General features: G+C 57.6%; 26 protein-coding genes and 1 tRNA gene. 14 read left to right on the top strand and 13 right to left on the bottom strand.

Annotation, left to right across the window (positions count from 1 at the left end):
- The first annotated feature begins 10 nt into the window (after positions 1–10).
- On the top strand, positions 11–2,953 hold the full coding sequence (locus I6L58_RS16605) for an autotransporter outer membrane beta-barrel domain-containing protein (RefSeq protein ID WP_088208552.1): 2,943 nt from the start codon (positions 11–13) through the stop codon (positions 2,951–2,953).
- 89 nt (positions 2,954–3,042) lie between these two features.
- Positions 3,043–3,579, top strand: coding sequence for a response regulator transcription factor (locus I6L58_RS16610; protein WP_006178480.1), 537 nt, complete (start codon positions 3,043–3,045; stop codon positions 3,577–3,579).
- 150 nt (positions 3,580–3,729) lie between these two features.
- On the opposite strand, the gene I6L58_RS16615 is transcribed toward I6L58_RS16610, so the two are convergent.
- Together I6L58_RS16615 and I6L58_RS16620 are read right to left on the bottom strand one after the other, a co-directional pair.
- Positions 3,730–3,805: transfer RNA gene (locus tag I6L58_RS16615), tRNA-Phe, on the bottom strand.
- Positions 3,806–3,900: 95 nt separating this feature from the next.
- On the bottom strand, positions 3,901–4,614 hold the full coding sequence (locus I6L58_RS16620; RefSeq protein WP_088208553.1) for a DUF554 domain-containing protein: 714 nt from the start codon (positions 4,612–4,614) through the stop codon (positions 3,901–3,903).
- A 193-nt stretch (positions 4,615–4,807) separates the two neighbouring features.
- Between I6L58_RS16620 and I6L58_RS16625 the strand changes: the two genes are divergently transcribed.
- Positions 4,808–6,943, top strand: a complete 2,136-nt coding sequence (locus tag I6L58_RS16625) for an ornithine decarboxylase (protein WP_088208679.1) — start codon at positions 4,808–4,810, stop codon at positions 6,941–6,943.
- A gap of 87 nt (positions 6,944–7,030) precedes the next feature.
- On the opposite strand, the gene I6L58_RS16630 is transcribed toward I6L58_RS16625, so the two are convergent.
- Together I6L58_RS16630 and I6L58_RS16635 are read right to left on the bottom strand one after the other, a co-directional pair.
- Entirely contained in the window at positions 7,031–7,723 is a 693-nt protein-coding gene (locus I6L58_RS16630) for a response regulator (RefSeq protein WP_006178477.1), read from the bottom strand.
- Positions 7,713–9,350, bottom strand: a complete 1,638-nt coding sequence (locus tag I6L58_RS16635; RefSeq protein WP_058608648.1) for an ATP-binding protein — start codon at positions 9,348–9,350, stop codon at positions 7,713–7,715. Before I6L58_RS16635 ends, I6L58_RS16630 begins: the two co-directional genes overlap by 11 nt.
- Positions 9,351–9,695: 345 nt before the next feature.
- Between I6L58_RS16635 and I6L58_RS16640 the strand changes: the two genes are divergently transcribed.
- The 8 genes from I6L58_RS16640 to citG are packed head-to-tail and all read left to right on the top strand — an operon-like array spanning position 9,696 to position 17,007.
- The gene (locus I6L58_RS16640) at positions 9,696–11,057 is read left to right on the top strand and encodes a 2-hydroxycarboxylate transporter family protein (protein WP_006178471.1); all 1,362 of its coding nucleotides are present in this window, start codon (positions 9,696–9,698) and stop codon (positions 11,055–11,057) included.
- A gap of 17 nt (positions 11,058–11,074) precedes the next feature.
- Positions 11,075–11,938 (top strand): fumarylacetoacetate hydrolase family protein, encoded by an 864-nt coding sequence (locus I6L58_RS16645; RefSeq protein WP_006178470.1) that lies wholly within the window; start codon positions 11,075–11,077, stop codon positions 11,936–11,938.
- A gap of 13 nt (positions 11,939–11,951) precedes the next feature.
- Positions 11,952–12,974: a [citrate (pro-3S)-lyase] ligase gene (gene citC, locus I6L58_RS16650; protein WP_058608631.1), complete on the top strand. Its 1,023-nt coding sequence runs from the start codon at positions 11,952–11,954 to the stop codon at positions 12,972–12,974.
- A gap of 16 nt (positions 12,975–12,990) precedes the next feature.
- Positions 12,991–13,284, top strand: a complete 294-nt coding sequence (citD, locus tag I6L58_RS16655; protein WP_088208554.1) for a citrate lyase acyl carrier protein — start codon at positions 12,991–12,993, stop codon at positions 13,282–13,284.
- Entirely contained in the window at positions 13,281–14,156 is an 876-nt protein-coding gene (gene citE, locus I6L58_RS16660; protein WP_006178466.1) for a citrate (pro-3S)-lyase subunit beta, read from the top strand. Before citD ends, citE begins: the two co-directional genes overlap by 4 nt.
- A gap of 10 nt (positions 14,157–14,166) precedes the next feature.
- Complete coding sequence (citF, locus tag I6L58_RS16665) at positions 14,167–15,684, top strand: citrate lyase subunit alpha (RefSeq protein ID WP_088208555.1); 1,518 nt, start codon at positions 14,167–14,169, stop codon at positions 15,682–15,684.
- Between the two features lie 2 nt (positions 15,685–15,686).
- Entirely contained in the window at positions 15,687–16,226 is a 540-nt protein-coding gene (gene citX, locus I6L58_RS16670; protein ID WP_058608629.1) for a citrate lyase holo-[acyl-carrier protein] synthase, read from the top strand.
- The gene (citG, locus tag I6L58_RS16675) at positions 16,204–17,007 is read left to right on the top strand and encodes a triphosphoribosyl-dephospho-CoA synthase CitG (protein WP_088208556.1); all 804 of its coding nucleotides are present in this window, start codon (positions 16,204–16,206) and stop codon (positions 17,005–17,007) included. Before citX ends, citG begins: the two co-directional genes overlap by 23 nt.
- Before the next feature lie 82 nt (positions 17,008–17,089).
- On the opposite strand, the gene I6L58_RS16680 is transcribed toward citG, so the two are convergent.
- The 4 genes from I6L58_RS16680 to mutY form a co-directional block, all read right to left on the bottom strand.
- Complete coding sequence (locus tag I6L58_RS16680) at positions 17,090–18,346, bottom strand: nucleoside permease (RefSeq protein WP_088208557.1); 1,257 nt, start codon at positions 18,344–18,346, stop codon at positions 17,090–17,092.
- Positions 18,347–18,589: 243 nt separating this feature from the next.
- On the bottom strand, positions 18,590–19,666 hold the full coding sequence (mltC, locus tag I6L58_RS16685; protein ID WP_042321946.1) for a membrane-bound lytic murein transglycosylase MltC: 1,077 nt from the start codon (positions 19,664–19,666) through the stop codon (positions 18,590–18,592).
- A gap of 124 nt (positions 19,667–19,790) precedes the next feature.
- A complete protein-coding gene (locus tag I6L58_RS16690; protein ID WP_042321942.1) occupies positions 19,791–20,063 on the bottom strand; it encodes an oxidative damage protection protein in 273 nt (90 codons plus the stop codon).
- Between the two features lie 26 nt (positions 20,064–20,089).
- Positions 20,090–21,142: an A/G-specific adenine glycosylase gene (mutY, locus tag I6L58_RS16695; RefSeq protein WP_172980148.1), complete on the bottom strand. Its 1,053-nt coding sequence runs from the start codon at positions 21,140–21,142 to the stop codon at positions 20,090–20,092.
- Positions 21,143–21,285: 143 nt separating this feature from the next.
- Here mutY and trmB point away from each other — a divergent pair, with 143 nt between their 5' ends.
- The 3 genes from trmB to I6L58_RS16710 are packed head-to-tail and all read left to right on the top strand — an operon-like array spanning position 21,286 to position 23,105.
- Complete coding sequence (gene trmB / locus I6L58_RS16700; RefSeq protein ID WP_088208558.1) at positions 21,286–22,005, top strand: tRNA (guanosine(46)-N7)-methyltransferase TrmB; 720 nt, start codon at positions 21,286–21,288, stop codon at positions 22,003–22,005.
- Positions 22,005–22,331 carry a YggL family protein gene (locus I6L58_RS16705; RefSeq protein ID WP_006178455.1) on the top strand — a complete coding sequence of 109 codons (327 nt, stop codon included), beginning with the start codon at positions 22,005–22,007 and terminating at the stop codon, positions 22,329–22,331. Before trmB ends, I6L58_RS16705 begins: the two co-directional genes overlap by 1 nt.
- A 57-nt stretch (positions 22,332–22,388) precedes the next feature.
- Positions 22,389–23,105, top strand: a complete 717-nt coding sequence (locus I6L58_RS16710; protein WP_058608626.1) for a YggN family protein — start codon at positions 22,389–22,391, stop codon at positions 23,103–23,105.
- Positions 23,106–23,207: 102 nt separating this feature from the next.
- On the opposite strand, the gene I6L58_RS16715 is transcribed toward I6L58_RS16710, so the two are convergent.
- From I6L58_RS16715 to I6L58_RS16735, 5 genes are all read right to left on the bottom strand, one after another.
- Positions 23,208–23,546, bottom strand: coding sequence for an endonuclease domain-containing protein (locus I6L58_RS16715; RefSeq protein WP_088208680.1), 339 nt, complete (start codon positions 23,544–23,546; stop codon positions 23,208–23,210).
- Between the two features lie 63 nt (positions 23,547–23,609).
- A complete protein-coding gene (gene hemW / locus I6L58_RS16720; protein WP_088208559.1) occupies positions 23,610–24,752 on the bottom strand; it encodes a radical SAM family heme chaperone HemW in 1,143 nt (380 codons plus the stop codon).
- The gene (locus tag I6L58_RS16725; protein WP_006178451.1) at positions 24,745–25,338 is read right to left on the bottom strand and encodes an XTP/dITP diphosphatase; all 594 of its coding nucleotides are present in this window, start codon (positions 25,336–25,338) and stop codon (positions 24,745–24,747) included. The genes hemW and I6L58_RS16725 overlap by 8 nt, the downstream gene beginning before the upstream one ends.
- Positions 25,339–25,341: 3 nt before the next feature.
- Positions 25,342–25,638: a DUF167 family protein YggU gene (gene yggU / locus I6L58_RS16730; RefSeq protein ID WP_014885193.1), complete on the bottom strand. Its 297-nt coding sequence runs from the start codon at positions 25,636–25,638 to the stop codon at positions 25,342–25,344.
- Positions 25,635–26,201 (bottom strand): YggT family protein, encoded by a 567-nt coding sequence (locus tag I6L58_RS16735; RefSeq protein WP_058608623.1) that lies wholly within the window; start codon positions 26,199–26,201, stop codon positions 25,635–25,637. The genes yggU and I6L58_RS16735 overlap by 4 nt, the downstream gene beginning before the upstream one ends.
- Positions 26,202–26,210: the final 9 nt, after the last annotated feature.

A 26,210-nucleotide genomic window follows, 5' to 3' on the forward strand; every position in this document is an offset into this window, starting at 1 on the left:
AGGCAACATTATGGATAATTATCACACCAGTCAGGGTGAGTGGCATCGTTTACTCTGTGCGTTACCGATCTATCTTTTTGTAAGTAATTCTGTTTGCGCCGCAAATAGTAACACTATTGTCGTTGATGGAGGAAAACTCCATTTCGAAAATCTGACGCTTGTAAATGACACAAGCGGTGCCTTTATTATCCAGGCAAAAAACGGCGCGGAATTTAACGGCAGCCAGCTTTTTCTCACCAGCAGCGGAACGCGCGGCGGCGGGGCGTGGATAGACGATAGCGTTTTCACCGGCGACAATCTGGAGATTAATGTTAGCGGTAACGCTGCCAGCGGCATTTATCTTGCGAACAATAGCTCTGCCACCCTTTCTGATATCACGATCGCCGCTCAAAATAACGCGATGGGGCTAAATCTGGACGGGACCTGGTCAACGCAAGGCTTCGCTACCGCGCAGCTTAGCGACAGCGCCATTGCCACCGAAAGCGGCGACGCCATCAAGGTTATGGCGGGTGATTTAACGTTGACCAATACCACCGCCACAACGACCGGCGACAGTAGCTATGCGGTGAATGCCAATCAGGCCGCAACAGTAAACATTGATGGAGGCCGGTACGCAACGCAGGGTAAATACAGCGATGCGGTGTGGGTCGTCAGCAGTGACTCCTCCGTCAATATAAACGACGCCACCCTTTCTACCGCAGGCGATCGCGCAATCGCGCTGAATGCGCAGAATGGATCGGCAACCATTACCAACAGTACCCTTGAGACCGAGGGGCTTAACGCCTATGCGCTGTATAGCGGAAGGCAGCAGCTCACGGGCGATAAGCTGACCATTACTACCCAGGGTACCGGCGGGGCCGGCCTGTTTGCCGCAACCGGTGGGAAGGGAACCTTAACCAACAGCGATATCACCACGCACGGTGAACTTGCGGCAGGGCTACTGGCCTACCCGGGTTCGGCTATTACCGCCGATAACGTGCGCATAGAGACCACCGGCAAACAAGGCTTTGGGCTATGGAGCCGCGCAGGGCAGTTGGATATCAGCAACAGCACGATCGTAACGTCTGGCGATGCGGCAGCCGGGCTGTATGTGAATGGTTACTCCACCACGCTCAGCAATAACGTGTCGCTGAATAATGTGACGTTGCAAAGCGCGCAGGCGCAGGCGATTAATGCTGACACCACGACGCTGGCGCTGACGGTAAACGACTCTACGCTCAGCGGCGGCAACGGTCAGGTGATGAACGTGAGCCATTATGAGGATGCAGCTGATCCTGCTAACAACCTCTACAGCACCGTGACCTTAACGGCGGCTAACAGCCAGTTGAATGGCGACATTACCTCCTCGGACGTTGCCAACAGCGTGGCGGTTGACCTGACGTCAGCCTCGGTGCTGAACGGCGCAGTCGATAACGCAACGTCGCTGGCGCTGGATAATACCAGCCGCTGGAACATGAGCGGCAGTTCGGTTGTCGGCCAGTTGACCAACAACGGCACCATCGCCTTCTCTGCGGGTAACGCGGTGGACACTCTGACGGTGACCGGGGATTATGCCGGCAACGGCGGGACGCTGATGTTTAACAGCGTGCTGGGGGATGACAGCTCGCCGAGTAATAAACTGATCGTCGGCGGTGACGTGCTGGCGGGGACGACCTATGTCGCTATCAATAACCTGGGCGGGCACGGTGCGCAAACCGTTGAAGGCATTGAGATTGTTGACGTTGGCGGACGCTCTTACGGCAATTTCGTGCAGTCGGGCCGTATTGTGGCGGGCGCATATGATTACTCCCTCCTGCAAAAGGGCGAAAACTGGTATCTGACCAGCCAGGCGACACCGGTTGATCCGGAGCCAGAACCTACTCCAGAACCTACGCCAGCCCCTGAACCTGGTCCGAACCCCGATCCCACTCCCGCGCCTGAGCCGGGTCCGAAACCTGAACCTACGCCGGATCCGCAACGAAAAACGCCGGTGATTCGTCCGGAAGCGGGCAGTTACACCGCCAATATCGCCGCAGCCAATACCCTGTTTGCAATGAGTCTGCACGACCGACTGGGAGAGCCTGGGTTTGTGGATGCCTTGTCGGCACAGCCTGAAGTCACCAGCCTGTGGCTGCGTCAGGTCGGCGGCCATAACGGCTGGCATGACGGTAGCGGTCAGCTGACAACCCAGAGTAATCGCTATGTGGCGCAGATGGGCGGCGACGTGGCGCGCTGGAGTCGGGATGGCGTCGATCGCTGGCATGTCGGCTTTATGGCGGGCTACGGTAATAACCACAGTTCGACGCGCAGCGTAATGAGTGGCTACCGCGCCAGCGGTTCCGTGGAGGGGTATAGCATAGGGGGTTACGCCACCTGGTATGCCAATGCCCCGGCGTCACAGGGCGCCTGGGTGGACAGCTGGTTGCTGTACAACTGGTTTACTAACAGCGTTGAGGGTAAAGAATTAGCGAGTGAATCGTACAAATCCCGGGGGTTCACCGCGTCGCTGGAGGCGGGTTATACGCAGAAACTCGGTGAATTCACGGGGAGCCAGGGGACGCTGAACGAATGGTTCATCCAGCCTCAGGCGCAGGCGATATGGATGGGGGTAAAAGCCGATGATTTCCATGAGGCAAACGGCACCCGCATTCAAAGCGAAGGCGACGGGAATATCCGCACCAGGCTGGGCATTCGTACTTTCCTGAAAAGCCACCATGCGATGGATAACGATAAGGAACGCGTATTCCAGCCTTACGTTGAGCTTAACTGGATCCATAACACCCGTGACTTTGGCACGAAGATGGATGATGTGAGCGTTTACCAGGCGGGTGCGCGGAATCTGGGCGAAATCAAAACAGGCGTTGAAGGGCAGATCAACCCGCGGCTGAACACCTGGGGAAATATCGGCGTCCAGGTGGGTGATAAAGGCTATCACGATGCTGCGGCCATGGTTGGCCTCAAATATCATTTTTAACACCCCTTAAGCCACTGCCCCGGTCGCGCAGATCGCCACCGGGGCAGAATGTCAGGAGGAAGCTATTTTCCACTTTTCATGGAGAGACAATGCAGATCTTTTCTGGGGATTCATTTTTCGTGATTGGCCTTAAGGCCCTATCCATTAATCTTAATATTCCTGAACCTGAGAGCCTGATCATATTTGATACCGGGCAAGACTATATTTATGTGCTTGATGACAATGAGATCAAGCATCTTATCTATTCCGATCCGGTATCTGCTTTTATCCTCTGTCGACGTTCATTAATAAATCGAACGGCAGGGGTCAACATTTTCAGCATGCTATTAAGCGGATGGCGTTTCGGCTGCGCGAAGCAACGACATCCAAAGGAAATGACCACCAGAGAAGCGCTGATAATAAGGATGATCTGTTTAGGGATCAGCCAAAAGCATATTGCAATGAAATTGCACGTCAGCGAAAAAACGGTGAGTACCCATAAGTTAAACGCACTGCATAAGCTCAAAATTAAAAACGTCGCGATTTTTTTTAACGAGTATGCGGCCTGGTATCGTTTATGGATGCAGTATATGAACACGCAGCAGAGGGACACCCTACACGCGCAAACTCAGGGTAAACAGGCGTAAGGACAGACCGAGGCGTGAGGCTGCGGGCACCCTGCCAGAAACGACAGGGGAGACAAACCGGGAGAGCACAGGAGCAGGTTGAGGCTATGTGTTTTGGCGGGCTCAGAATGCAAAAACGGACCTCCGTGGAGGTCCGTTCTTATGAATGAGTGGTGCCCGGACTCGGAATCGAACCAAGGACACGGGGATTTTCAATCCCCTGCTCTACCGACTGAGCTATCCGGGCAACGGGGCGCATTAAACCCGATTCACTTCCCGCCGTCAACGAATTTTGTGGTTTTCGTTGCAGACTGCGCACTCTCTCACCACTTCGTCGTCATCTTAAGCGAAAAAGTGTGTCCACAGCGCTGAAAGCGGCATGGCGATCAGCAGGGCGGGGAGCATATTGACCACCGCAAACATTTTGATGCCGCAGATGCGCAGCCCTGTCGCCAGCAGCAGCAGGCCGCCGACGGCGGTAAAGTCTGCCATCATCGCTGGCGTGGTGAGCGGCAGGATCAGCGTGGCGCAGGTGGCAAGCGCCAGCTGAACGAGCAGCATCGGCACGCAAATCGCCGCGACGGCGATGCCGAGCGTGGTGGCGAAAATGGTGGCGGTGAAGAAATCGAGAAACGCCTTCGCAATCAAAATACTCGGATCGCCGGTCATCCCTTCCTGCATCGAACCGAAAATTCCGGTGCCGCTGGCGCAAAACAGAATAATGATGGCGACATAGTTTTGGATAAACGTCTCGTGTGAGCCGCTCTTCGCCTTGCCCGGCCGGGCAATCAGGTTTTTGGCTTTGCTGACCGCGCTATTGATCCCTTTTTCGAGATAACAAAACTCACCAATCAGCGCGCCGAGCAGGGTGGCCAGCACCATGACCGGCAGGTTGGCGCATTTCACCACCAGCAGGATCCCGATACCCAGCGACGCCAGACCAAAAATGGAGGGCATAGAGACGCGAATACGTTCCGGCAATCGCTGACTTAATACGGCGCCAAGAACGCCCCCCAGTAATACGGCGCTGGCATTGATAAAAGGGCCAATGACCACGGTAAGCTCCTGTTATTTAATCATTCATTGTGCATCAGTATGGCATGAAGACGCCATTCTCTGCCTGATTTTGAATGAGATCGTGCATAATGATGCTGTCGGTTGGCGAAGAGGTGCTTCGCCCGGCACCTCTTTCGGCAGAATGGGTATTCTGTCCGGGGCCATTTTCCCCCTGCAACGGGTATTTGCGTTTATGAAATCACTGAAAATTGCCGTCAGCCGCGAGCTGGTTTCCCTGGTCTCCACGCATCGCGAAAAGGTGACGCTGGATAACACCGATTTTACCGACGTGGCGGCAGTCGTTCTTACGGTCGCTGACAGTTGCAGCGGCATTCTCGCGCTGCTGAAACGCACCGGGTTCCAGCTACCGGTCTTTCTGTTCTCGCCGGAGCCTGTAGAGGTGCCTGACGGGGTGATGGCGGTGATGACGGGCAAAGCGCAGGAGTTCCTGGAACTGGAATCCGCCGCCTGTCGATATGAAGAAAACCTGCTGCCGCCCTTCTTTGACACGCTCAGCCAGTATGTGGCGATGGGAAACAGCACCTTTGCGTGCCCGGGGCATCAGCACGGGGCGTTTTTCAAAAAACACCCGGCCGGGCGGCAGTTCTTTGATTTCTTCGGTGAGAACGTCTTTCGGGCCGATATGTGCAACGCCGACGTAAAGCTCGGCGATCTGCTGATTCATGAAGGCTCCGCCAAACACGCGCAAAAGTTCGCGGCAAAAGTCTTTCATGCCGACAAAACCTATTTTGTTCTGAACGGCACCTCCGCCGCCAATAAAGTGGTGACCAATGCGCTGCTCACGCGCGGCGATCTGGTGCTGTTTGACCGCAACAACCATAAATCTAACCATCATGGCGCGCTGATCCAGGCGGGCGCGACGCCGGTTTATCTTGAGGCGGCGCGTAACCCGTTCGGTTTTATCGGGGGTATCGACGAGCACTGTTTTGACGAGGCGTATCTGCGTGACCAGATCCGCGAGGTCGCGGCGCAAAAGGCCGATCAGCCGCGACCGTTCCGTCTGGCCGTCATTCAGCTTGGCACCTATGATGGGACGATCTACAACGCGCGTCAGGTGATCGACAAGATCGGCCACCTGTGCGACTACATCCTGTTCGACTCTGCCTGGGTCGGTTACGAGCAGTTTATTCCGATGATGGCGGAAACGTCTCCGCTGTTACTGGAGCTCAACGAGAACGATCCGGGCATTTTCGTGACCCAGTCGGTGCATAAACAGCAGGCCGGGTTCTCGCAAACCTCGCAGATCCATAAAAAAGATAACCACATTCGCGGCCAGGCGCGGTTCTGCCCGCATAAGCGGCTCAATAACGCCTTTATGCTCCACGCCTCCACCAGCCCGTTTTATCCGCTGTTTGCCGCGCTGGACGTTAACGCCAAGATCCACGAGGGTGAGAGCGGGCGCAGGCTGTGGGCGGAATGCGTCGAGCTGGGCATCGAGGCGCGTAAGGCGATTATCGCCAACTGCCGTATGATCAGGCCGTTTATCCCGCCGGTAGTGGGTGGGCGTCCATGGCAGGATCACGCGACGCAGACCATCGCTCTCGAGCGCCACTTCTTCAGCTTTGAACCTGGCGCGAAATGGCATGGTTTTGACGGCTACGCCCGGGATCAATATTTTGTCGACCCGTGCAAACTGCTGCTGACCACCCCGGGGATCGATGCTGAAACCGGCGAGTACACGGACTTTGGCATTCCGGCGACCATCCTCGCGCACTACCTGCGCGAAAACGGCATCGTGCCGGAGAAGTGCGATCTTAACTCGATCCTGTTCCTGCTGACCCCGGCTGAAAGTGCTGAGAAGATGGCGCAGCTGGTGGCAATGCTGGGTCAGTTTGAGCAGCACATTGAAGACGACACCCCGCTGGCGGACGTGCTGCCGACCATTTACCAGAAGTACCCGGTGCGCTATCGCGACTACAGCATCCGCCAGCTGTGTCAGGAGATGCACGATCTCTACGTCAGCTTTAACGTCAAAGATCTGCAAAAGGCGATGTTCCGCAAGGAGAGTCTGCCGTCGGTGATGATGAACCCGCAGGATGCCAATCAGGAGTATATCCGCGGCAACGTCGAGCTGGTGCGCATTCGCGACGCCGGCGGGCGTATTGCCGCTGAGGGTGCGCTGCCGTATCCGCCGGGTGTGCTGTGCGTGGTGCCGGGTGAAGTCTGGGGTGGGGCGGTGCAGCGCTACTTCCTGGCGCTGGAAGAGGGCGTGAACATGCTGCCGGGCTTCTCGCCGGAGTTGCAGGGGGTCTACAGCGAAAAAGATGCGGACGGGATTAAGCGGCTGTATGGGTATGTGTTGAGGTAAACCCGTTGCCCGAACGTAGGCCCGGTAAGCTTGCGCCACCGTGCAAATCGCCGGGTGGCGCTAACGCTTACCCGGCCTACAAAACAGTCAGGCTTCTGCCCGTTTATACATCCTCCGCGGATGCCCAATCTTCCCGTACAACATCTCCACGCTCAAAAAACCTGCCTCCACGCAGTGCTCCAGATAGCGTCGGGTGGTGGTTTTACTCAGGCCGGTTTCACTCACCACGTCATCCACTGAAAAACAGTGTGCCGCTTTATCGTTGAACAGTGCCTGGACCCGCGCCAGCGTGTTCTCCTCAATCCCCTTACTGCCGTTATCCAGGCGGTAGTTCTTGGCCTGAAGCTGATAAAGCGAATCCACGTTCTGCTGGTCGACAATCTTCCAGACGCGCTGCTGCTCGGCAAACTGCACGAAGCGCTCAAGCGACTGGCTAAGCCGCTTCCAGGAGACCGGCTTGAGAATGTAATCAAACGCGCCGTTGCGGATCGCCTGGCTGCAGGTGTCCATATCGCTGGCGGCCGTGATAAAAATCACCGAGCAGTTGGCGCGGGTCAGCATGGGGTTGCCGATAAGCGTGATGCCCTTGCCGTCCGGCAGGTAGTTATCCAGCAGCATCAGCTGCGGACGCTTGCTCTCCAGCTGTACCTGCGCGTCCGCCAGCGACGAGGCAATGCCTACCAGCCTCAGGCGAGGATGCTTAGCGATAAGCTCCGCGTGCAGTTGCGCCAGTTCGTTCTCGTCTTCAACGATCAGTACGTCGATAAGTTCATGTTGCATAGTCAGTATCTTCCAGTTCCTGCGCGGGTCGCCGGGCGGTTCCTGTGGCGGGAATAAACAGCGAAAATATTGCGCCGCGCGGCGAATTATCAGCAACTTCAATGGTGCCGCCAGCCTGAGTGACATAGCTTTCGATCAGGTACAGGCCAATACCATGATCCCCACGCGTTTTGGTGGTAATGCCGCGCTCAAATATCTGGTCGCGGATCTCCGGTTTGATGCCAACCCCCTGGTCGGCCACTTCAATAATCAGCTCGCGCTCGTTTAGCGTAATCAGCACTTCAACCGGCTCATGCGGCAGCGGGGCGCGCTGCGTCGCCTCAATGGCGTTATCCAGCAGATTGCCGATGATTGATATCAGCTCCTCCTCAAGCAGCGGCAGGAATGGTTTATCGATCCGACAGGCCGGGTCGAACGACAGCGCTACGCCCTTTTCGCGCGCCCGCGCGGCTTTGCCTAACAGCAGGCCGCACAGCGTCGGCGAGCTAAAGCGTGAGGAGATAAAGTCCAGCAGCTCCTGGGCGTGTTCCGATTGCGCCTGGATGTAGTCAATCGCCTCGCCGTAGCGGCCCATGTGCAGCAGGCCGGAAAGCGTCGTCATGCGGTTCAACTGCTCATGACGCATGATGCGCAGGTTATCGACATAGCGCTTCACCTGGCTGAGCTGGGCGCTAAGCGAGTCGATTTCATTGCGATCGCGAAAGGTTATCACCCAACCCTGGAGTGAGTCTTCCAGCATAATGCGCACCCGGCTGGCGATCACCGTGAGATCGTTAAAGCGGCAAATCTCATCATGGGTATCTTTCGCCAGCATCGTCTGCGCCGCGAAAAACGGGACGGGGTCGATCACCTGGTTGATCGGTTTCCCCCGCAGCGCGCGGGCGGGCTGGCTCAGCCCCAGCAGTTTTCGCGCGGCCTGGTTGATCACCTCAATGCGCAGGTTGCTGTCGATGGCAATCACCCCTTCGTAAATGGACTCCATCATCGCTTTTTGCTGGCGCACCAGCAGGCCGATTTCGCGCGGCTCCAGAGAGAAAATCTGCTTTTTAATGCTGCGGGTAAAGAACCACGAGAAGATAAACAGGGCAATCAGCAGCAGCACGGCAGCGATCAGAATGTTAATCACTTTGTTGACGGTGATGGTATCGAGATAGCTGGTGAGATAGCCCACCGACACAATCCCCACCACGCGGCCCGCGTCGTTAAAAATGGGCGCTTTACTGCGCAGCGAAATCCCGAGACCGCCCTTGCGAATGGTGGTGGTGCTTTTGCCGCGCAGCACCTCTTCGTTGTCGCCGCCGACCAGCGTTTTGCCGACCCGGTCCGCAAATACCGAGTGGAAAAGATGCAGCCCTTTATCGTCACCGATGACAATAAAACTGGCGTCGCTGTGCGCGGCTATTTTTTTCATGAACTCTTGAATGCCGCGGATATCTTTCTCTGCGACCTCCTGACGTAAGCTCGGAATAAGCGCGATCTCTTCCGCCTGTATTCTGGCGCGCATACTCATTTCCTGATAAAGCTGCCTGCCCACGTCCACATAATAATATCCCCCCAGCAGGGCAAATAGCACCGAGAAAAAGGCGACCAGGGAAATAAACAGCTTTATCTGGAAGGAGACTTTCATCATTATCACGCAGCGCATCAATGGAAAAAAGGAATATAACATCTTTTCCCCTGCTGGCGCGGGGTTTGCCTGAAACTTGTGATCCTTTGCACAGCGCTGGTGGTCCGGTAAATCCGATAATTAAGGTTTATCTTAATGGTGCGATATTGCGTGTCGCTTACAGGTTTAATCGGCAATAAAAACCATAAAAACCACGCCAATAAATAAGGTGTGAATCACATTAAATAATAGAAACCATAAAAACCATAGCGGCCATAAAAACTTCGCTTTTAATATGCCATTCCTCACATAAAGTAAGCCTTTGTGACTCTAAGCTCAACGGACAAAATAACGAAGGGGCTTATTATGAGCACAACTGACAATTCATTCTCTGTTACCCACGACCCGATTGATATTCAACGGCCTTCGCTCAAAGAGCGCTGGTGGCATATTATGGATACCTGGAAAGTCGGGATTATTCCGCTGCCGCTGTTTGTGCTGGCGGGCGTGCTGATCGCCATTGACTGCCTGGGCGGCAAGCTGCCGAGCGATATCGTGGTGATGGTCGCCACGCTGGCATTCTTCGGCTTTGCCTGCGGCGAGTTTGGCAAACGTCTGCCGATTGTCGGCAAACTGGGCGCGGCGGCGATATGCGCCACTTTTATCCCGTCAGCGCTGGTCTACTACGGTCTGCTGCCGGACGTGGTGGTTGAATCCACCACCAAATTCTACAAATCCACCAACATTCTCTACCTCTACATCTGCTGCATCATTGTCGGCAGCATCATGAGCATGAACCGCACGGTGCTGATTCAGGGCTTTCTGCGCATCTTCTTCCCGATGCTGTGCGGGGAAATCGTCGGCATGATTGTCGGGATGGGCGTCGGTCTGGCGCTGGGCCTGGAGCCGTTCCAGATCTTCTTCTTTATCATTCTGCCGATCATGGCGGGCGGCGTGGGGGAAGGGGCGATCCCGCTCTCCATTGGCTATGCCACCCTGCTGCATATGGATCAGGGCGTGGCGCTTGGTCGCGTGCTGCCGATGGTGATGCTCGGCGGCCTGACCGCCATCATCATCTCCGGCTGCCTGAACCAGCTCGGGAAACGCTACCCGCACCTGACCGGTGAAGGCCAGCTGATGCCAAACCGCGCCAACGCCGATACTACCGTTTCGCAGCCTGCGTTCTCCGGTAAAGCGGATGTCACCACCATAGCCTCCGGCGCGCTGCTGGCGGTGCTGCTCTATATGCTCGGTATGCTCGGCCACAAGCTGATTGGCCTGCCTGCGCCGGTTGGCATGTTGTTTATGGCGGTGCTGGTGAAGCTCTGCAATGGCGCGTCGCCGCGCATTCTTGAAGGCTCGCAGGTGGTCTACAAATTCTTCCAGACGTCAGTAACGTATCCCATCCTCTTTGCCGTCGGCGTGGCGATCACCCCGTGGCACGAACTGGTTGCGGCATTCACCCTCAGCAACCTGCTGGTGATCGTCAGCACCGTCTCCGCGCTGGTGGCGACCGGGTTCTTCGTCGGCAAAAAGATTGGTATGCATCCGATTGATGTCGCCATCGTCTCCTGCTGTCAGAGCGGGCAGGGCGGGACCGGCGACGTGGCGATTCTGACCGCAGGCAACCGCATGAGCCTGATGCCCTTCGCCCAGATTGCTACCCGTATCGGTGGGGCGATTAACGTCTCCGTCTCTCTGCTGATACTGGGCAACTTCCTCGTTTAAGTCTTCAGGAAAAAACAATGAAACTCGCAAGCTTTTTATATCAGGGTAAACGCAGCTACGGCATTGTCCAGGCCGACGGCATCATTGATTTAGGCCGCCGTCTGGGCGATCGCTACGCCGACCTCAAGGCGCTATTGCAGGGAAACGGGCTGGCGCAGGCTACCCGGTACCTTAACGATGCGGTCGATGTCCCGATGAGCGCCATCACCTTTTTACCGGTGATTGAGCAGCCGGAAAAAATCCTCTGCGTCGGCATGAACTACGCTGACAAGCGCAAGGAGTTTGACCAGCACAACCCGGCACCGACGCTATTTGTGCGCTTCCCGGACTCGCAGACCGGCCACAACGCGCCGGTGATCAAACCGCGCCACTCCCGCGAATTCGACTATGAGGGCGAGCTGGCGGTGATCGTCGGGAAAGGCGGGGAGAACATCAGCCGCGACGACGCCCTGCGCCACGTGGCGGGCTACAGCTGCTACATGGACGGCTCCGCCCGCGACTGGCAGCACACCTGGTTCACCGCCGGGAAAAACTGGCGTCAGACCGGGGCGTTTGGCCCGTGGATGGCGACGGCGGATGAGATCCCGGACCCGCACCAGCTGGCGATCCGCACCTGGCTGAATGGCCGCATGGTGCAGGAGGACAACACCAGCAGCATGATCCATAAGGTTGCGGAGCTGATCGAGTACATCAGCACCTTCACCCGCCTCAGCCCGGGGGATGTGATCATCACCGGATCGCCGGGCGGCGTAGGGAAAAAGCGCAACCCGCCGCTGTTTATGAAAGAGGGGGATCGCATTGAGGTGGAGATCGAACACATCGGTCATCTGAGCAACGTGATCGTCGAAGCGCCTGCCGTCGGGCTTGCGGCAGCACACTGAGTAAGGCGGCAGCATGCACTCTCACCCCATTGATTTTCGCCACACCGTTGTGGCGAAACATCCGGAGCGGTTAAGCCAGATCCGCTACCTGCTGGCGGACAGCGGACTCGGGCTGGACAACGACATCACGCTGTTCGTCGAGGCCTGGTCCGGCACGCAGCTGGTGGGTTGCGCCGGGCTGGCCGCCAACGTCATTAAATGCGTGGCGGTTAACGAGCAGCTGCGCGGGGAAAACCTCAGCGCCCGGCTGCTGGCGGAAGTCGAGAATGCGGCGCTTGAACGCGGCCATTTTCACCTCTTCCTCTGCACCCGGCCATGCAACACGGAGCGCTTTGCCCGCAGCGGCTTCTGGCCGATTGCCCGGAGCGGGAATAACGCGGTACTGATGGAGAACACCCCGCAGGGGATCGCCCGCTACTGCCGCTCCCTTGGCGCGACGCGCAGAGCCGGAAAAAAGACGGGCGCGATCGTGATGAACGCCAATCCGTTCACGCTGGGCCACCGGCATCTGGTGGAGCAGGCGGCGGGGCAGTGCGACACGCTGCACCTGTTTGTGGTGCGCGAAGATGCGTCGTTTTTCCCGTTCAGCGCGCGGCTTGAGATGGTGCGTGCCGGCGTGGCGCATCTGCCGAACGTGGTGGTACACGAAGGCTCGCAGTACATCATCTCCCGGGCCACTTTTCCGGCTTACTTTCTGAAGGAGAGCGGCAAGGTGCAGCAGGCGTGGAGCGAAATCGACGTGCTGATCTTTCGGGACTTTATTGCCCCGGCGCTGGGGATCACCCATCGCTTTATCGGCTCCGAGCCGTTTTGCGATATCACCCGTCAGTACAACCAGACGCTGCACGACCTGCTTGCCTCGCACATTGAGGTGGTGGAGATGCCGCGCATAAAAGCGGCCGGTAATGCCATTTCGGCCTCGGAAGTGCGCCGTTTACTCAAGACACAGCAGTTTTCCCGGATCCGGGAGATTGTCCCGGACTCCACCTTCACGCACCTCGAAACGCATTATCGCGAGCGTGCGGAAGTGGCATAACGATCAGGAAACGAAAATGAAAATTGTAAGGGAGGCGCTGGCCGGTACGCAGGAGTCCAGCGACCTGATGGTGAAAATCGCCCCCGCCAACGGCGAGCTGGAGATTGTCATCCACAGTGAAGTGATTAAGCAGTTTGGCGAGCAGATCCGCCAGGTGGTCAACGAGACATTGCGCGCCTTGAACGTGCGCCAGGGGTTGATCATGATTGAAGACAAAGGGGCGCTGGACTGTGTGATCCGCGCCCGGCTGCAAAGCGCGCTTCTGCGCGCCGCCGATGAGCAGGCAATCCACTGGGAGGCGCTGAAATGAGCAAACTCCGCCGCAGTATGCTGTTCCTGCCCGGCGCCAACGCCGCCATGCTCTCCACCGCGTTTATCTACCGACCGGACTCCATCATGTTCGATCTGGAAGACGCGGTGGCCCTGCGCGAGAAAGACACCGCGCGCATGCTGGTGTTCCATGCCCTGCAACACCCGATGTATCAGGATATCGAAACCGTGGTGCGCATTAACCCGCTGAGTACGCCGTTTGGCCTGCTGGATCTGGAGGCCGCCGTGCGGGCCGGGGTGGACGTGATCCGCCTGCCGAAAACCGACACCCCTGAAGATGTGTATGAACTGGAAGGCCACCTTGAGCGCATCGAGCGTGAGTGCGGACGTGCGCCAGGTTCCACCCGCGTGATGGCGGCGATTGAATCGGCGGTTGGCGTGATCAACGCCGTGGCGATTGCCCGCAGCTCGCCGCGATTAATCGGCATCGCGCTGGCGGCCTTCGACTACGTGATGGACATGCAGACCGAGCGCGGTGACGGCACCGAGCTGTTCTACGCCCGCTGTGCGGTGCTGCACGCGGCTCGCGCCGCCGGTATCGACGCTTTCGACGTGGTCTGGTCAGACGTTAATGACGAAGCGGGCTTCCTGCGCGAGGTCGAACTGATCCGCAAGATGGGCTTTAACGGTAAATCGCTGATCAACCCGCGCCAGATTGACCTGCTGCATAACGCCTACGCGCCAACCCCACAGGAGGTAGAGCACGCGAAGCGGGTGATTGAAGCCGCGCAGGAGGGCGAGCGTAACGGCCTGGGCGTGGTCTCGCTCAACGGCAAAATGGTCGATGCCCCGATTATTCACCATGCGCAGGTCGTGCTGGAACGCGCGGCGGCTTCCGGCGTGCGTCGGTAAGGATGACAGAATGAATCAGACAGAACTTCTCCATGTGAATTTCCCCCATCTGCGGGATCTTCAACCCTTTGATACCGCCCACAGCGCGACGCCGTGGCTGGCGGACGCTGACGCGAAGCACAACCGCAAACTGTGCGCCTCCCTCGAAGAGGCAGTGATGCGCAGCGGCCTGCAGGACGGTATGACGATCTCCTTCCACCACGCGTTTCGTGAAGGGGACCGGGTGATCAATAGCGTCGTGGCGCTGCTGGCGCGGATGGGTTTCAAAAATCTGACCCTGGCCTCCAGCTCGCTGATGACCTGCAACGACGCGCTGATTGAGCATATAAAGAGCGGCGTGATCACCCGGATTTACACCTCCGGGATGCGCGGCAGGCTGGCAGAGGCCATCTCCCACGGACTGATGGATGAGCCGGTGCAAATCCACTCCCACGGCGGGCGCGTGAAGCTGCTCCAGGACGGCGAGCTGAACATCGACGTGGCGTTTCTTGGCGTGCCGTGCAGCGATGCGTTTGGCAATGCCAACGGTACGCACGGCACCTCCTGCTGCGGCTCGCTGGGCTACGCGATGGTGGATGCGCATTATGCCCGCAAGGTGGTACTGCTGACCGAAGCGCTGGTGCCGTTCCCCAATATGCCCGCCAGCATCGTGCAGGATCGGGTGGACTATATCGTGCAGGTCGAGAGCGTCGGCGATCCGGCAAAAATTAGCGTTGGCGCGGCGCGCGTTACCAGCAACCCGCGCGAGCTGATGATCGCCCGCTATGCGGCGGACGTGATTGAACACTCCGGCTACTTCAGGCCGGGCTTCTCGATGCAGACCGGCTCCGGCGCGGCCGCTACAGCCTGCACGCGCTTTATGGAGGAGAAGATGGAGCGCAGCGGCGTGACGGCGCGCTTCGCCCTCGGCGGGATCACCGGCAGCCTGGTGGACCTGCATGAAAAGGGGCTTATCGACACGCTGCTCGACACCCAGTGCTTTGACGGACAGGCGGCGGCCTCGCTGGCGCGCAATCCGAAACACGTTGAGATCTCCACTAACGTCTACGCCAACCCCGGCAGCAAGGCGGCAAGCTGCGACCAGCTCGACGTGGTGATCCTCAGCGCCCTGGAAATTGACGTTGAGTTTAACGTCAACGTTATCACCGGCTCCGACGGCGTGATGCGCGGCGCATCCGGCGGGCACTGCGACGTGGCTGCGGCAGCCAACCTGACCATCGTGGTCGCGCCATTGCTGCGTAGCCGTATTCCCACGGTGGTGAAGCGCGTCACTACCCGCCTCACGCCGGGGGAGAGCATCGACGTGCTGGTGACCGATCACGGCATCGCGGTGAACCCGGCCCGCCCGGAAATCCGCGAGCGCCTGCTGGCGGCGGGGCTGAAGATTGTGGATATCGATGCCCTGTACGCGCGGGCGATTTCCCTGACCGGCGTGCCAAAGCCCATTGCATTTACCGACAAAATTGTTGGGGTGATCCGCTATCGCGACGGCAGCGTGATCGACACCGTAAGACAGGTTAAGGAGTGAATATGACGACAGCGACACCCGTGCGCGCGGGTGTCGGCCTGGACGAGGTGCTGGCGGCGAAAGAGCGCCGTGCAGCACGCCAGGCTGACATGCTTGCGCATTATCACCAGCCGGTAATTTCCCTCACGCTGGTCACCCCGGGGGAGATCAAAGACAGCCTGCGCTATCGCAACACCATGGGCGTGGCGCTCCAGATGTGTGACCAGCTGCTGTGGGAAAACCGCTGGCAGGTGCTGGATCGCCAGGTGCTGTGGCTGCCCACCGGGCCGGAAGCCCTGTGGTGCGTGGCCCATCCGGCGGCGGAAATCAAAGCTCACTGCGCGACGCTGGAGCAAACGCACCCGCTCGGCAGGTTGTGGGACCTCGATGTGATCTGCCCTCAGCACGGCCATGTCGGGCGGCAGTCGCTGGGGGCGCACCTCAGACGCTGCCTGATTTGCGACGCGCCCGCGCACGCCTGTTCACGCTCGCGCAAGCATCCCGTCGGGCAGGTGGTAGCCCGTGTGGAGAAGATGATTGATGATTGGTTTGCTCGCGACTAACCCGCGCCCGGTAGCGGTGCCCGCGCTTGCCGAGGAGGCGCTGTGGCAGGAGCTGGCGCTAACGCCCAAGCCGGGGCTGGTGGACCGGCTAAACAACGGCTCCCATCGCGATATGGATCATGCCCTGTTTGTTCGCAGCATTGAGGCGATTTCGCCGTGGTTTTCACGGTTCGCCGCGCTGGGGGCGCAGCATGCGGATCAACCCGCCGTTGAGCAGCTGCGGATTATCCGCCCGATGGGGATCGCCTGCGAGCAGGCCATGTATGCCGCCACCCACGGCGTGAATACGCATAAAGGGGGCATTTTCGCGCTCGGCCTGCTCTGTTTCGCTGCCGGGCGTGTGAAAAATCTCTGTGCAGACAGCCTCTGCTGTGAGGTGAGTAACATCTGTCGTGGACTGGTGGCGCGGGAACTTGCCGGGCGCAGCGGGCAGGCAACGGCGGGTGAGCGGCACTATCAGCAGTATGGTTTAACCGGCGCGCGCGGCGAGGCGGAGAGCGGCTTTGCCACGGTGCGCAGGGCGCTGGCCGGATGGACAGGGCGTTCGCTTCACGAGCTGCTGCTGCGCCTGATGGCGATAAATCAGGACAGCAATCTGGTGTCGCGCGGCGGCATTGAAGGGTTATGCTACGTGCAGGGCTATGCGCGGGAACTGCTGGTGAACGGCTGGGATCGTGATGCGTTGCTTAAGATGGATAAGGCGTTAATTGAACGGAACTTAAGCCCCGGCGGCAGCGCGGATTTGCTGTCGGTGGGGTGGGTGCTGTCTGCCATAAAATAGCCGGGTGGCGCTAACGCTTACCCGGCCTACGAACGGTGTTTTTGTAGGCCCGGTAAGGCGAAGCCGCCACCGGGCACAACAGTTAATGCGCTATCGGCTGCGCACCGTTTGGCACACGCACGTGCTTGTACTTGAACAGCGCGATGAACGCGAAGAACAGCACCAGCGAGTATGCGGCGAAGATCAGCCACACCGGCTGCCAGTCGGTAATGCCGTTGGTGGTGTACATCTCAACCACTTTACCGCTCACCACGCCGCCCAGAATACAGCCGAAGCCGTTGGTCATCATCAGGAACATGCCCTGCGCGCTGGCGCGGATTTCAGGTTTCACCTCTTTCTCGACAAACACCGAACCGGAGATGTTGAAGAAGTCGAAGGCGCAGCCGTAAACAATCATCGACAGAACCAGCAGTACGGTGCCGAACGGGCTTGGATCGCCGTAGGCGAACAGGCCGAAGCGCAGCATCCACGCAAAAATACTGATCAGCATGACGTTCTTGATGCCGTAGCGGCTCAGGAAGAACGGGATGGTCAGGATGAACAGCGTCTCGGAGATCTGCGAGATGGACATCATCACCGACGCGTGCTCAACGATAAAGCTCCCGGAAAACAGCGGGTTATTATCGAAGCTGTGCAGGAAGGTGTTGCCGAACATGTTGGTGATCTGCAGCTCTGCGCCCAGCAGCATGGAGAAGATAAAGAAGATCGCCATACGTTTGTTTTTAAACAGCGCAAAGGCGTCCAGACCGAGCATGGTGCTCCAGCTCTGGTTCTTCTGCTGGTTAGAGACCGGAATGTGCGGCAGCGTCAGGGTAAACAGCGCCAGCACCACGGAGAGCGCAGCCCCGATGTACAACTGCATGTGGCTCAGCTCGAAGCCCGCGAAGCTCACGCCCCACATCGCCATGATAAAGCCGATGGTGCCCCAGATACGGATAGGCGGGAAATCGGTAACGATATCCAGGCCCGCGGATTTCAGGCGGTAATAGGAGATGGTGTTGATCAGGCCAAGCGTTGGCATATAGGCCAGCGAGTTAAGCAGGATCACCATGAACATCGCCCCCGGTGTGGTCACTTCGGCCGCCATAAACAGCGTCCCCGCGCCCACCAGATGGCAAAGCATGTAGAGCCATTTCGCACTCAGCCACTTATCCGCCACGATACCCAGCAGCGTTGGCATGAAAACAGCCGCAATACCGAGCGAGCTGTAGACGGCACCGATTGACGCACCATCGAACTTGAGCGTCACAAACATATAGGAGCCGAGTGTAGTCAGCCAGCTTCCCCACAGGCAGAACTGCAGAAACGACAATATTTTAAGCTGCAGCTTAAGGTTCATGTTACTTTCCTCACAAGTGAGCGGGAGATATGTTGTTATAAGAACATTCAGGGTTGTTATTTGATGCAATTCTATCAGCAGGAGAGATTATGTTTTGTTACCTCCCGCAAAAAAATGCAATCCACATTAATTTGCAGATTAAATTGTGATGCAAATAAGGTTTTTGTATGGGTTGGGAAGTCTGTTCCCCCTCACCCTGCCCTCTCCCCTGTGGGGAGAGGGTTAGGGTGAGGGGAGAGAGGCTTAACGGCGACGATAGTTTTTCTGCGCCGTATTCACCTTATACAGATAGCGACGGGATTCTGCCGACGGGTGGCGGGTGGTGAGCGTGGTATAGACATCGCCTGGAGCCATGCTGTTGATGATATTCGCAGCCTGGACCTTGTCGCTGGAGAAGACGCGCAGCACGCTGCCCGCGCCGCCGTTATAGGCGGTGATCACCGCGTAGCGCCGCGAGGTCGGGTTATCGATCCCGCCCAGATAAACGTTATTCAGCATTGCCAGATAGGCGGTGCCGGTATCAATGTTGCTTTGCGGATCGAACAGATAGCTACGGCTCGGCGTCCCGGAACGCCCCTGAGAGCGGAACACGTCTTTACCGGCGCTGTGCTGAACAACCTGCATCAGCCCCAGCGCGTCGGAACGGCTGACCGCGTACGGGTTGAATGAGGATTCGGTCTGCATAATCGCCAGAATCAACGACTCATCCACGCCATACTTACGCGATGCCTGGCGCACCATGCCGATGTACTTATGCGCACGTTTGTCGAGGTGGTTCGGTACCAGGTTGATGGTGACGCTGTAGATAATCTTCAGGCCGTTGGTGCGGCTCTTGAGGCGCGTTTTCAGCAGGTAATCGGCGAACGTCGAGGCGCGACCTTCCCAGCGAATCGGCTGCCCGGTCTGATCCACCACCTGGCCATACAGGAATGGCTCTTTGGAGATGGTGATGTCATCGGCATCCGAGTAAAGATCGATAGTGCCGGGATCGTCACCCATCAGCAGGGTTTTGATAATGGCCTGACGCAGGCGCGCGGCGGGTTCAGTACCTGCAATGGTTTCAATGGTGATCGTACCGTCATCAAAGTTGATGTGGCTACGGGTCTGATAGGCGTCGGTGTACTTAACGTAGTCCTTAGGTCCGGCGATAAGAACTTCGTTAAATCCCCAGATATTCTCGATGTTGTGGGCAAACTGCCCCATCAGAATGTCAAAACCGTTGGTGTCCTTCACCCAGGCTTCGTTGTAATCCTCGCCTTTCTTTGAGGAACAAGAGACCAGCAACGGCGCAACAAGAGCAAGCGCTAAAAATTTTTTCATCATTCCGGGAGTGCGTGTTGTGTTTGCTTAGTCGTTGCTTTCGCCGGGTGGCGCTGCGCTTACCCGGCCTACAAAACCGTAGGCCCGTGCAAGCGAAGCGCCGCCGGGCAACAGCGGCGCGATATTATTTTTCCGGTGGCGTATAGCCTTCGATGTGCACGTCTTTACCTTCGAACAGGTAGTTCACCATCTCCTGCTCCAGCAGTTTGCGGTGTTCCGGGTTCATCATGCTGAGCTTTTTCTCGTTGATCAGCATGGTCTGCTTTTTCTGCCACTGGCCCCAGGCTTCTTTGGAGATCTCGTTGTAGATGCGCTTACCCAGGTCGCCCGGGTAGAGCTGGAAATCCTGGCCTTCAGCGTCGCGCTGCAGGAAAGTACAAAAAATAGTTCTGGCCATACTCATTCCTCATTTTCTGGCCGGTGCTAAATCAGTGCACCGACACGTAATTGCTGTAACAGGCGCTCCACGGGAGCCGCCAGCCCGACTGATGGCGGTTGCGCTAAGTTATACCAGAGACCGCTTCCTTCATCCATGCAGGAGGCGAAGGAGGACACGGGAAGCCACATGGGCACAATATCCAGGTGGAAATGGCTGAAGGTATGACGAAACGCGGTTTGCTGCGTGAGAGTATCGTCCGCAATGCCGCGCTGTTTCAGCCATTCGCGAAGCAAATCTTCATTTTCAAACTGTGGGAAGCAGTATAGACCACCCCACAGGCCGCTCGGTGGACGCTGCGCCAAAAACACCTCGTCGCCGTGCTGCATCAGCAGCATATAGCCGGTGCGCTCGGGCAGCGTCTGCTTCGGCTTTTTGCCGGGATACTGCGCCCAGGCGTGGTTTGCATAGGCCACGCACAGGTTGTTCACCGGGCAGAGTTCGCACTTCGGTTTTGAACGGGTGCAGACCATCGCGCCGAGATCCATCATCGCCTGGTTAAAACGATCAACGCCGTTTGCCGGCGTGACCGCTTCGCTAATGTCCCACAGACGCTTCTCGACCTCTTTTTTGCCCGGCCAGCCGTCCACCGCGTAGCAGCGTGCGAGCACCCGCTTCACGTTGCCGTCGAGGATCGGGAAGTGTTTGCCTAAGGAGAGGGAGAGAATCGCGCCCGCGGTGGAACGCCCGACGCCGGGCAGGTCCGCCACTTCATCGAACGTTTCCGGGAATGTGCCGTTATGGCGCGTCGCCACCTGCTGTGCTGCCTTGTGCAGGTTGCGCGCGCGGGCGTAATAGCCAAGCCCGGTCCACAGGTGCAGCACCTCGTCCAGAGGGGCATTCGCCAGATCGGTGACCGTGGGAAAGCGCGCCATAAAGCGTTCAAAGTAAGGAATGACCGTCGCGACCTGCGTTTGTTGCAGCATCACCTCGGAGAGCCATACTTTGTAGGGCGTTTTTTCAATTTGCCAGGGCAGGGTTTTACGCCCGTATTTGTCGTACCAGTCCAGCACCTGGGCTGAAAATTGAGAGGCTTGCATGGTCATCGATTCGCATAATCAGGGACGCAGATTGCAGCACAGCGTCAATCTGCTGTAAACCGGATCTTTCCCATGCTTGCATAGATGCCTTAACTTTGGATAATGCCCGTTTCCCGAACACTCTCACGAGCAGACTACTTTTTATGAAAAACGACGTCATTTCACCGGAATTTGATGAAAACGGCCGCCCGCTGCGCCGTATTCGCAGCTTTGTCCGCCGTCAGGGCCGCCTGACAAAAGGGCAGCAACACGCGCTGGACAACTACTGGCCGGTGATGGGCGTTGAGTTCACTGAACAGCCTGTCGACTTCACCGCGCTGTTTGGCCGCGACGCGCCCGTCACGCTGGAGATTGGTTTTGGTATGGGCACCTCGCTGGTGACTATGGCGAAAGCGCGCCCCGAGCAGAACTTCCTCGGCATTGAAGTGCACTCGCCGGGCGTCGGCGCGTGTCTGGCAATGGCCCATGAAGAGAGCGTTGAGAACCTGCGCGTGATGTGCCACGACGCGGTAGAAGTGCTGCACAAAATGATTCCTGACAATTCTTTGAACATGGTTCAGCTCTTTTTCCCTGACCCGTGGCACAAAGCACGTCATAATAAACGCCGTATCGTTCAGGCACCGTTTGCAGAGCTGCTGAAAAGTAAGTTAAAGCTGGGCGGCGTTTTCCACATGGCGACCGACTGGGAACCTTATGCGGAACATATGCTGGAAGTGATGTCGTCGCTGGATGGGTATAAAAACCAGTCTGAAAGCAACGACTATGTACCGCGCCCGGATTCACGTCCGGTGACAAAATTTGAACAGCGTGGCCATCGTCTTGGTCACGGCGTATGGGACTTAATGTTCGAGAGGGTGAAATAATGGCAAAGAATCGTAGCCGTCGTCTGCGTAAAAAGATGCACATCGAAGAATTCCAGGAAGTGGGTTTCTCCGTTGCCTGGCGTTTCCCGGAAGGTACCAGCGTTGAGCAGATCGATCAGGACGTAGATGCGTTCATCAACGAGGTGATCGAACCCAACAAGCTGGCCTTTGACGGCAGCGGCTATCTGGCGTGGGAAGGTCTGATCTGCACCCAGGAAGTGGGTAAATGCACCGAAGAGCATCAGGCGCTGGTCCGCAAATGGCTTGAAGACCACAAAATGGAAGATGTCCGCGTCAGCGAACTTTTTGACGTTTGGTGGGACTAATAAAGCAGGTACGGGGCCAGCATTAGCTGGCCCATTTTGTCTGAGGGAGTGTTTAAGATGCGCAAAACGTTGCTGGCTGTTGCTCTATTGGCAATCGGAACCACCGCCCATGCGGAGTATAAATGTAGCGTCACCCCGCGTGACGACGTGGTATTAAGCCCGCAAACCGTGCAGGTCAAAGGCGAGAACGGCGATCTGGTGATTACGCCGGATGGCAACGTCACCTTTAACGGCAAACCGCAAAATCTGACGGCCGCTCAGCGCGAACAGGCAAAAGATTATCAGGCTGATTTGCGCACCGCACTGCCGTGGGTGAACGACGGTGCCCTGACGCGCGTTGAGAAAAGCCGCGTGGCGCTGGACAAGATCATCACTAAAGAGGTGGGTGAGAGCAGCAACATGCGCACCCGCCTGACCAGGCTGGACAAGCAGCTGAAAGAGCAGATGAATCGCATTATCGAGACTCGCACCGACGGCCTGACGTTCCACTACAAGGCCATTGATCAGGTGCGCGCCGACGGCCAAAACCTGGTGAACCAGGCGATGGGCGGTATTTTGCAGGACAGCATCAACGAGATGGGCGCAAAAGCCGTGCTGAAAGGCGGCGGTAACCCGCTGCAGGGCGTGCTGGGTAGCCTGGGCGGATTACAGACGTCGATTCAGAACGAATGGAAAAACCAGGAAGCCGATTTCCAGCAGTTCGGCAAAGACGTGTGTAAACGCGTGGTGTCGCTGGAAGATAGCAGAAAGGCGCTGGTGGGGACGTTGAAGTAAGTTTTGCGTGCCGGGCCCCTCACCCCGGCCCTCTCCCCAGGGGAGAGGGAGTAAACGTACTCTCACCCCTGGGGCAAAGTTCCCTCTCCCTGTGGGAGAGGGTTAGGGTGAGGGCATCAGGCATTGCAATCGTTGCACAATAGCCATCAGTACCTCCTCTTCATTTACCCTGAACTCATTGTTCCAGCACCGTATCACTTCCCAGCCGTTAGCCTTTAAAAAAGCCGTTCTGCGTAAGTCATATGCTTCTTCATCCTGATGTTGCCCCCCATCAAGCTCAATAATCAGCTTGGCTTTAAAACAGGCAAAATCAACGATGTATGTGCCAATCGGCATCTGGCGGCGAAACTTATAGCCAAAGAATCGGCGTCCTCTGAGTAAATACCAGAGGCGTAATTCTTCGGGCGTCATTTCCTTGCGGAGTTGTTTTGATTTTTCCATCCCCATACTCTGCCAGCCTATCCCTCAGCTGGCAGAACGGGATACAAAATCCTGACGCTGTCTTCAGGAATCGTCGGCGAGGAACAGCTCAAGAAGGGAGTTTAAGAACAGTTTGCCATGCTCGGTGATCTGCCAGTATTCATCACATTCGGTGAGATACCCCTGCGCCAGCGCCTCGTCGATCTGCGGGCGGATCACCGACTCTGCCAGCCCGGTATAGCGCGAGAACTCCGCACGCGGCGCGGCTTCCAGCAGGCGGAAGCGGTTCATAAAGAATTCAAACGGCTTATCCGCCGCCTCGACGTCGTGCTGACGCTCCAGATAGCGGCCTTCCATGTACCCGCGCGGATGGCGCGTTTTAGCGGTACGCAGGATGCGCCCGTCCGGGAAGGTCACTTTGCCGTGCGCGCCGCAGCCTATCCCCAGATAATCGCCAAAGCGCCAGTAGTTCAGGTTGTGCTGGCACTGGTAGCCCGGCTTCGCATAGGCGGAGGTTTCGTACTGCTGATAGCCAGCAGCGGTCAACAGCTGATGTCCTTGCTCGAAGATATCCCACAGCGCGTCGTCATCCGGCAGTACCGGCGGGCGAGAGCCAAACAGCGTGTTTGGCTCAATGGTCAGCTGATACCAGGAGAGATGCGGCGGATTAAGTTCAATCGCCTGACGCAGGTCGTCCAGCGCTTCGTCGAGCGACTGGTCCGGCAGGCCGTGCATCAAATCGAGGTTAAAGCTGCGAAGGCCAAGCCCCGTTGCCAGATGCGCTGCGCGCTTTGCCTCGTCCGGGCCGTGAATGCGCCCCAGGCGCGTTAATTTTTGCTCGCTAAAGCTCTGTACGCCGATGGAGATACGGTTCACCCCCGCATGCTGATAGTCGACAAAACGGTCTGCCTCAACGGTGCCGGGGTTGGCTTCCATCGTAATTTCAGCATCCGCTGCCAGGTTCAGGCGCGCACGCACGCCGTCCAGCAGCGTCTGCATCGCCGGGCCTGAAAGCAGGCTCGGCGTACCGCCACCAATAAAAATGGTCTTAACTTCACGTCCCTGTGCGTAAGGTACATCGGCGTCCAGGTCGGCCAGCAGATGCGCAACGTAATCATCGTGCGGCACTTCGCCTTTCAGCGCGTGCGAGTTGAAATCGCAGTACGGGCATTTCTGCACGCACCACGGGATGTGAATATACAGACTCAGAGGTGGCAGGTTAGCCATTACGTAATGCTTCCAGTAACAGTTTCAGCGCGCGTCCACGGTGGGAAATCGCGCTTTTCTCTTCGCGGGTCAGTTCCGCAGCGGTTTTGCCCTCAGACGGGACAAAGAAAATTGGGTCGTAGCCAAAGCCGCCGCTGCCAGCCGCCTCGCGGGCGATCACGCCCGGCCAGCTGCCGTGGCAGACAACAGGCGTGGGGTCTTCGGCATGGCGCAGGTAAACCAGCACGCAGTGGAACTGCGCGGTGCGCTGGTCGTCAGGCACATCCTTCAGGGCGACAAGCAGCTTTTCCAGATTTTGCTGGTCGGTGGCATCTTCACCAGAGTAGCGCGCGGAGTAAATTCCCGGCGCGCCGCCAAGATAATCCACGGCCAGGCCGGAGTCGTCGGCAATGGCAGGCAGCCCGGTAAACTGAGCGGCATGGCGCGCTTTCAGGATCGCGTTTTCGATAAACGTCAGGCCCGTCTCCTCGGCGGAATCCACGCCAAGCTCGGTCTGGGCGACCACGTCCAGCCCAAAATCATTTAAAAGCGAGGCCAGCTCGCGCACTTTACCGGCATTACCGGTAGCGAGAACAACTTTCTGCATGGTTTAGTCCTGTTCTGTCAGCGCCGCGACTTCAGTCGGGATCGATTGCGGATTGAGGATTTTTACCTGTTTATGTCGCCCCAGTTCACCTTTTTCAATGATGACCTGGCTTTTGGCGACGCGAAACTGTTTAGCCAGATATTTGGTCAGATGCGCATTGGCCTGACCATCCACCGGCGGGGCGGTGATGGCGACTTTTAGCTCGTCGCCATGCAGCCCAACAATGCTGTCGCGGCTGGCTTTCGGCTGAATATACAGCCGTAAAACCAGCCCGTCAGCGCAGGTGCTTACGGCACTCATAGCGCCATCCACAGCCCCGGCAGCAGCATGTTGCCCGTCGCCTGTAACAGCTCGGCGATCCCCATGTTAGCCACGTACAGCAGCAGGACAAGGATCATCGGCGAAAAGTCGATACCGCCCATCGACGGCAGCAGATTGCGAATCGGGCGCAGCAGCGGTTCAGCCAGCTGGATAAGCGCGTACTCCACCGGGCTACGGCCCTGGCTCACCCAGCTCATGATTGCCATCACCAGCAAGACCCAGAAGATCAGCAGGCCGACGGTTTTGATGAGGATCAGAACGGCAGCGATCCAGATAATTGGCTGGAAGGTAATAACCATAAACAGCACGATCGCTTTGATAACGCTCAGGATAAACGCCATCAGCAGCGAGGCGCTGTCGATAGGCCCCATCGCCGGAATAATGCGGCGCAGCGGCCCCACGACGGGCTGGGTTACCTTCACGACAAACTGTGAGAACGGATTATAAAAATCACAGCGGGCCCACTGCATCCAGACGCGCAGTAACAGCGCCATCGTATACAGCTCAAGCACTGTTGAGAGCAGGAAAGTCAACGTCTTCATGGCGTTCCT

It is taken from the genome of Enterobacter cancerogenus (assembly GCF_019047785.1).
Lineage (GTDB): Bacteria > Pseudomonadota > Gammaproteobacteria > Enterobacterales > Enterobacteriaceae > Enterobacter > Enterobacter cancerogenus.

Excerpts from the sequence above, each read along its gene's own strand:
- trmB (WP_088208558.1), top strand. The coding sequence starts at position 21,286 with ATGAAAAACGACGTCATTTCACCGGAATTTGATGAAAACGGCCGCCCG.
- I6L58_RS16710 (WP_058608626.1), top strand. The coding sequence starts at position 22,389 with ATGCGCAAAACGTTGCTGGCTGTTGCTCTATTGGCAATCGGAACCACC.
- citD (WP_088208554.1), top strand. The coding sequence starts at position 12,991 with ATGAAAATTGTAAGGGAGGCGCTGGCCGGTACGCAGGAGTCCAGCGAC.
- I6L58_RS16645 (WP_006178470.1), top strand. The coding sequence starts at position 11,075 with ATGAAACTCGCAAGCTTTTTATATCAGGGTAAACGCAGCTACGGCATT.
- I6L58_RS16705 (WP_006178455.1), top strand. The coding sequence starts at position 22,005 with ATGGCAAAGAATCGTAGCCGTCGTCTGCGTAAAAAGATGCACATCGAA.
- I6L58_RS16690 (WP_042321942.1), bottom strand. The coding sequence starts at position 20,063 with ATGGCCAGAACTATTTTTTGTACTTTCCTGCAGCGCGACGCTGAAGGC.
- citG (WP_088208556.1), top strand. The coding sequence starts at position 16,204 with ATGATTGGTTTGCTCGCGACTAACCCGCGCCCGGTAGCGGTGCCCGCG.
- citE (WP_006178466.1), top strand. The coding sequence starts at position 13,281 with ATGAGCAAACTCCGCCGCAGTATGCTGTTCCTGCCCGGCGCCAACGCC.
- hemW (WP_088208559.1), bottom strand. The coding sequence starts at position 24,752 with ATGGCTAACCTGCCACCTCTGAGTCTGTATATTCACATCCCGTGGTGC.
- I6L58_RS16735 (WP_058608623.1), bottom strand. The coding sequence starts at position 26,201 with ATGAAGACGTTGACTTTCCTGCTCTCAACAGTGCTTGAGCTGTATACG.
- I6L58_RS16605 (WP_088208552.1), top strand. The coding sequence starts at position 11 with ATGGATAATTATCACACCAGTCAGGGTGAGTGGCATCGTTTACTCTGT.
- I6L58_RS16680 (WP_088208557.1), bottom strand. The coding sequence starts at position 18,346 with ATGAACCTTAAGCTGCAGCTTAAAATATTGTCGTTTCTGCAGTTCTGC.
- citC (WP_058608631.1), top strand. The coding sequence starts at position 11,952 with ATGCACTCTCACCCCATTGATTTTCGCCACACCGTTGTGGCGAAACAT.
- I6L58_RS16625 (WP_088208679.1), top strand. The coding sequence starts at position 4,808 with ATGAAATCACTGAAAATTGCCGTCAGCCGCGAGCTGGTTTCCCTGGTC.
- mutY (WP_172980148.1), bottom strand. The coding sequence starts at position 21,142 with ATGCAAGCCTCTCAATTTTCAGCCCAGGTGCTGGACTGGTACGACAAA.
- mltC (WP_042321946.1), bottom strand. The coding sequence starts at position 19,666 with ATGAAAAAATTTTTAGCGCTTGCTCTTGTTGCGCCGTTGCTGGTCTCT.
- I6L58_RS16610 (WP_006178480.1), top strand. The coding sequence starts at position 3,043 with ATGCAGATCTTTTCTGGGGATTCATTTTTCGTGATTGGCCTTAAGGCC.
- citX (WP_058608629.1), top strand. The coding sequence starts at position 15,687 with ATGACGACAGCGACACCCGTGCGCGCGGGTGTCGGCCTGGACGAGGTG.
- I6L58_RS16635 (WP_058608648.1), bottom strand. The coding sequence starts at position 9,350 with ATGAAAGTCTCCTTCCAGATAAAGCTGTTTATTTCCCTGGTCGCCTTT.
- citF (WP_088208555.1), top strand. The coding sequence starts at position 14,167 with ATGAATCAGACAGAACTTCTCCATGTGAATTTCCCCCATCTGCGGGAT.
- I6L58_RS16715 (WP_088208680.1), bottom strand. The coding sequence starts at position 23,546 with ATGGAAAAATCAAAACAACTCCGCAAGGAAATGACGCCCGAAGAATTA.
- yggU (WP_014885193.1), bottom strand. The coding sequence starts at position 25,638 with ATGAGTGCCGTAAGCACCTGCGCTGACGGGCTGGTTTTACGGCTGTAT.
- I6L58_RS16725 (WP_006178451.1), bottom strand. The coding sequence starts at position 25,338 with ATGCAGAAAGTTGTTCTCGCTACCGGTAATGCCGGTAAAGTGCGCGAG.
- I6L58_RS16640 (WP_006178471.1), top strand. The coding sequence starts at position 9,696 with ATGAGCACAACTGACAATTCATTCTCTGTTACCCACGACCCGATTGAT.
- I6L58_RS16630 (WP_006178477.1), bottom strand. The coding sequence starts at position 7,723 with ATGCAACATGAACTTATCGACGTACTGATCGTTGAAGACGAGAACGAA.